The 5,215-nt window shown below is 54.1% G+C and carries 3 protein-coding genes and 1 pseudogene; all 4 read left to right on the top strand.

Translation table 11 applies throughout. The annotated features are described in order from the left end of the window. Positions 1-1,749, top strand: a 1,749-nt coding sequence (locus tag BM100_RS21735; protein WP_139217021.1) for a type VI secretion system baseplate subunit TssF, incomplete at its 5' end; no start/stop codon positions are given. Between the two features lie 9 nt (positions 1,750-1,758). Further along, a complete protein-coding gene (gene tssI / locus BM100_RS21740) occupies positions 1,759-3,723 on the top strand; it encodes a type VI secretion system tip protein TssI/VgrG (protein WP_092514827.1) in 1,965 nt (654 codons plus the stop codon). Then, positions 3,720-4,526 (top strand): DUF4123 domain-containing protein, encoded by an 807-nt coding sequence (locus BM100_RS21745; RefSeq protein ID WP_092514829.1) that lies wholly within the window; start codon positions 3,720-3,722, stop codon positions 4,524-4,526. Before tssI ends, BM100_RS21745 begins: the two co-directional genes overlap by 4 nt. Continuing rightward, a pseudogene (locus BM100_RS21750) lies at positions 4,526-5,215 on the top strand (hypothetical protein); the annotation flags it as partial. The gene BM100_RS21745 and the pseudogene BM100_RS21750, both read left to right, overlap by 1 nt.

The raw sequence follows: 5,215 nt of genomic DNA on the forward strand, positions 1-5,215 counted from the left end.
TTGATGGATCAATTTGAACGCTATTTTCAGCAGGAACTGGCTTACTTGCGGGAGCTGGGAAAGCTGGCGTGTGAAACAAAGCCCCATCTGAAGGATGTACTGGGTGGGCGTGATCCAGATGTTGAGCGGTTAAAGGAAGGATTTGCCGCATTAATGGCACGTCCGAGTCAGAAAATTAATGATGCATTTCCTGAGCTGACTCAGCCGTTACTGCGAAATTTGCAGGCGCAGTCCATTAAGGGTATTCCCGCCACCAGCATTATGCAGATTGAGGGCGGAAAAGATGCAGATTTTGCGTTTTCACTGCCGCGCGGCACGAAAGTTCAGACGCCTGTCGATCAGACTTTTATCACTTCTCGCGCCTGTGAGGTTCAGCCAATCATGTTGATTGGACGGGAAATCACCCATCAGGATCAGGAAACGCAAATTACCCTGACCTTTGAATATACCGGCAAGGATGATCATTGGGATGTCCAGCCGATAGAGTTCTTTCTCAGCCGTGATGAAGCGGTTGCGGATAGCTTGTTGCTGGGGTTGTGCCGCTATGGTTATCGCGGTGAACTGCGCCATAACGGGCAAACTTATGTGATGGAAACCCTGCGATTTGTGCCGCGCTCAGGGGGGGACAGATTGATTTTGTCGCCGCCCGTTGCAGTGGGTAACTGGGCACCGCAAATGTTGCTGGAATCGTTCTATCTGCCCCATGTCCACCATTTCCTGACGCTGGATATGCCGTATCCCGTGCAATCGCGGCGTCTGCCGATGACTGATAACCGCACATTTACACTGATTCTGAATCTGGACACCCTGTTGTCGCTGTCTGATAAGCAGATAGCCGAGGCGTTTTTGCTGCATTGCGTGCCAGTGGTCAATCTCCGCCTGGAACGACTTACTTTGCCGTTCAAATCGGATACCGCCCGTTATCCGTTGCCATTGTCACCGGAGCAGGGGCTATTGCATGTCGCTGCCCTGACCCTGAAAGGTGAACCCAATGAAGCAGGGCAGGTGCGGGGGGAAGCCGGCCAGTTTTATCCGGTCAGCCAGTTGACCGGTCTGTCCCGTCATCAGTCGGAATATGACGATGCGTGGTTCTACGCGCTGGAGGTGAGCCGTGATGCGTTGGGACGATTGGAGTATGCGCTGGTGTTTTATGACAGTCACGCAAAATTGATGGCACAGCCGCCCAGACGCCAGTTTACCTGCCATTTTGTGGCATTTAATCCACAGCCGATCACACTGCCTGCGGGTACGGAATGTCTCACCGAAAGCCTGCCGGATCGCTGTCAGATAAAGACCGTCACGCCGGTATCCGGTAGCTATCCGCCGGTGATTGACAGCCAGCGGCACTGGCGATTGTTGTCCCATTATGCGACCAGCGGTTACGTTCTGTTATCCGCAGAGGCGTTCAGGCAACTGTTGCGGGATTACGATTTTTATCCCGACCATGACCGCCCTGTCAGCCGCCAACTTCAGCGGATGATTGCGGGGATCCAGTCCATTAATTCTGAGGCGAAAGATCGGCTGGTCAAAGGGCAGCCACACCGTTGCCTGTATCTCGAACTGACGCTGGATGAAAGCGCTTATGCCAGCCGGGGAGCGTTATTCCGCTTTGCCGATACGCTCTACCAATTCCTGCCGTTTTTCCTCAGCAACGACATGCTGATGTTGATGGACGTCACGTGCCAGCCTTCCGGCGAACAATGGCGCCTGTCGCCGCTTCCCCTCCGGGGATATCGTCCCCTTATGTAAGGATCAACAATGGATGGATTAGTCTTTACCTGTCAAATTGGCAAACTGCCTAAAACGACCTTTCAGGTGGTGGATTTCAGTTTGCGGGAAGCCCTGTCAGAGCTGTATCACCTGAGCCTGACGGTGGTCAGTGCCCTTGACAGTATCACCCTTGGTGAACAACTGGGGATGGCCGCTTCCCTGACCGTAATACGTGATGGCGTTGTGGAACGCACTGTGAATGGCATCATCTCCAGCGCCGAGCAAGGCAACAGTGACGGCCGCCGTACTTATTACACGTTTGCCATTCGCCCGGCAATGTGGCGCATGACACTGAATCAGGACAGCCGTATTTTTCATCGTCAGTCTGTGCCGGACATCCTCAAGCAATTGCTGAAAGAGCATCAGATCACATCGGACAGCAAATTTTATGCCGAGGAAGGCCATCACCCCGTGCGGGAATACACCACGCAAAAGCGGGAATCGGCCTATGATTTTTGGTGCCGGTTGGCGGCCGAAGAGGGGATTATTTTCTGGTTTGAGGAAGACAAACTTTTTTACAGCAACTCCCACCTTGGCATGCTGGCGGGCTTATCCCTGACCTACAACGCGCAGGCCGAAACAGATAACACGGATACGACGGTTTCCCAATGGCGTTACGGCGAATTTCTCTGCCCGGATGAATTTACCCACAAAGATAATAACTTCCTGCGCCCGTCTTATCCTTTGCAGCATCAGGCCATGCTGGAGCAGGGGCAGGGTCATGGCGTGTTTGAAAGTTACGGCCGTTTTCAGTTGGATGCAGAAGGCAAACCGCTTTCTTTGTTGCGACTGAACCAGCTCAACAGCGGAAGCAAGATGGGTTCTGCCACCACGAATTGCATTCAACTTCGGCCGGGCAAAATCTTTACGCTCAATAGCCATCCGATTGCTGCCATGAACGATCGCTGGCAGGTGGTGAGCATTACGCATCACGGTGTTCAGCCACAAACCGACGGTGCGGCGGGTGAAGGCACAACATTGACCAACACCCTCACTTTTATTCCGGGCTGGGATGACTGGCGTCCGCCGTATCGCTACAAACCGATGGCAGACGGGGATGAAGTGGCGACTGTGGTCGGGCCGGAAGGCGAGGAAATTTTCGTCAACGAACACGGCGCGATAAAAGTGCATTTCCACTGGAACCGTTATGACGAACCGGGCGATGGATCTTCCTGCTGGATACGTGTGGCACAGGGCTGGAACGGGCATGGTTTCGGATTTATGGCCATTCCCCGCATTGGTCAGGAAGTTATCGTGTCGTATCTCAATGGCGATATCGACCGGCCGATAGTGACGGGGTGTACCTATAACGGACGTAATCGGCCGCCGCTGGATTTGCCGGCGGAGAAAACCCGCACCACGTTCAAAACCCATACCCACAAAGGGGAAGGCTTCAACGAACTGCGTTTTGAAGATGCGAAAGGCCGCGAAGAAGTCTATATCCACGGCCAGAAAGATTTCACGGCGCATATCGAAAATGACGTGCTCTGGCATATCAAGCACGACCAGAAACAGCGCATCGATAATAACCATTACCTCGACATTCAGGCGGATGAACATTCGCAGGTACAGGGCAGCCGTAAATACAGCACGGCGGGTGATGTTTCTCACCGCATTACCGGCTCGCAACACATCCAGGCCGGCGACGCCCTGGTCAGCGAAAGTGCGCAGGAAACCCACGTCAAAAGCGGCGGCAAAATCGTGCTGGAAGCGGCAACGGAAATCAGCCTGAAAGTGGGTGGCGCGTTTATCAAAGTCACACCGGGCAGTATTCAGTCTTCCATGATTGATGTGGGGGCTGGCTCCGGCAGCAGTGGTCGGGGCGTTTCACTGCAATTGCCGGAAGGCGTTCCGCCCTTGCCTGAGGTCAAATTTCCGGTCAAAAAATACTGTGCCTTGCAGGCGCAAGAAAGCGCTGCGTGGGTGATCAAATCGCCGGGAGGGAAATCATGACGACCGCTGTGAGTCATCACACCCGCTGGACAACGTGGTTCAGCGCGCCGAATAAGGCACCGGTTTTCCTCATAGTCAACCAGCTTGCCGCTCCGAATCCCGTTGACATTTTTTATGCCAATGATTGGGTGGCGCAGGCTTTTCCGCTCTACAGCGGTACGCCGCTGGCGCATCTGATGGAGCAAGGGCCGTGGTTAATCCAGCCCAAAGCCGCCAGTTTGTCTTCCCTTGGCCGCTTGCTGGATCGCCGTGCACTCAGTGATGAAAGTTGGGGCTGGGCATATCGCAGCGAGGCGGCTTGGCAGGCACAGTTACTGCATTGGCAGCGGCATCAATTCGCCACCCTGCATGATGAGCAGGTGGTTTTCCGCCTGATGGATACCCGCATTGTTCGGGTACTGATGCCTGCCATGCAGCCAACGGACTGGACATCCCTGCTGAATCCGGTCACGGAACTGATGCTCGACATGCCCGCACCGACAGTGTTCAGCCGTCCGGCAGACTGCCCGATGAGCCAGATTGAGCGCCCTTTTGTACTGGAGCCGCACTTGATTGCCGCGTGGGAGCAGTCTGATTTAGCACTGGAAAGTTACGCCCAGACACTGGCGTATGAACTGTGGGAAGCGCAAGGCGAACTGGCGATGAAGTTGGATACACCGAGTGGCACGTTGCCTCAACGCCTGGCGTCCTGGCTGAAACATCGGCGTCTGCAGGGTTCCCGTCTTCAGGCACTGACCTTTCATGATTTTCTGGCGGAAAGCGGCATGCCCACGCCGCGTCTTAACCCAAAAGGACTTCATTGATGAGTAATACAGGAAGATTAGACTGCGTGTCCTGCCATCAGGTCTTTAAGCATTGGCTGGAATTTCAACTGACTGACAATCAGGGCAAGCCGTTGGGCGGCATTCCTTATACCCTGAAAAGCTGGGATGGCATTGTGAAGGCCAACGGTGTGACTGACGGTCAGGGCGTTTTGCGGGAAGAGGATTTACCGCCGAAGCCGATGATCCTGCATGTGGATGGGCAAAAATTAGCGGAACAGCTGATTGATAAATCCCCAACGGAGGCGGTGGCAACAGCAAAAGGAACGGGGGCTTATCACCAACTGGTGCCGGGGGAAATCAGTAACGCAACACCGGAAGTGGAAGGCTGGACACAAGAAGCGTTGTTAGCTTCACGATACTACCTCGATCCCAGTTACCCCGGATTTATCGTGCGACCGAGTCATAACCGCCGACATGTATTGGAAATCGCCCGTATCGCTAAACCGGTCTTTGCCAAATCCTGCCTGCAACCGGCGGGTTGTACTGATGCGGGAACAGTAATTGAACCGCATAGCAATTTTGGGCAAATGCAAATCTACCACACCGTATCAAAGCCGAACGGAATGGGAACGGCAAACCACAGCACGAAAAATGATTCTGAGCCGTTAATTTTACAGGCGCTTGCCTGGGTGGGAAATCAGGTGTTTCCTCGCGCAGAAGCGAATCCG

It is taken from the genome of Xenorhabdus mauleonii (assembly GCF_900113945.1).
In the GTDB taxonomy this organism is placed as follows: Bacteria; Pseudomonadota; Gammaproteobacteria; order Enterobacterales; family Enterobacteriaceae; genus Xenorhabdus; species Xenorhabdus mauleonii.

What these genes read in the sequence shown, in the direction of transcription:
- tssI (WP_092514827.1), top strand. Translation starts at nt 1,759, where the DNA reads ATGGATGGATTAGTCTTTACCTGTCAAATTGGCAAACTGCCTAAAACG.
- BM100_RS21745 (WP_092514829.1), top strand. Translation starts at nt 3,720, where the DNA reads ATGACGACCGCTGTGAGTCATCACACCCGCTGGACAACGTGGTTCAGC.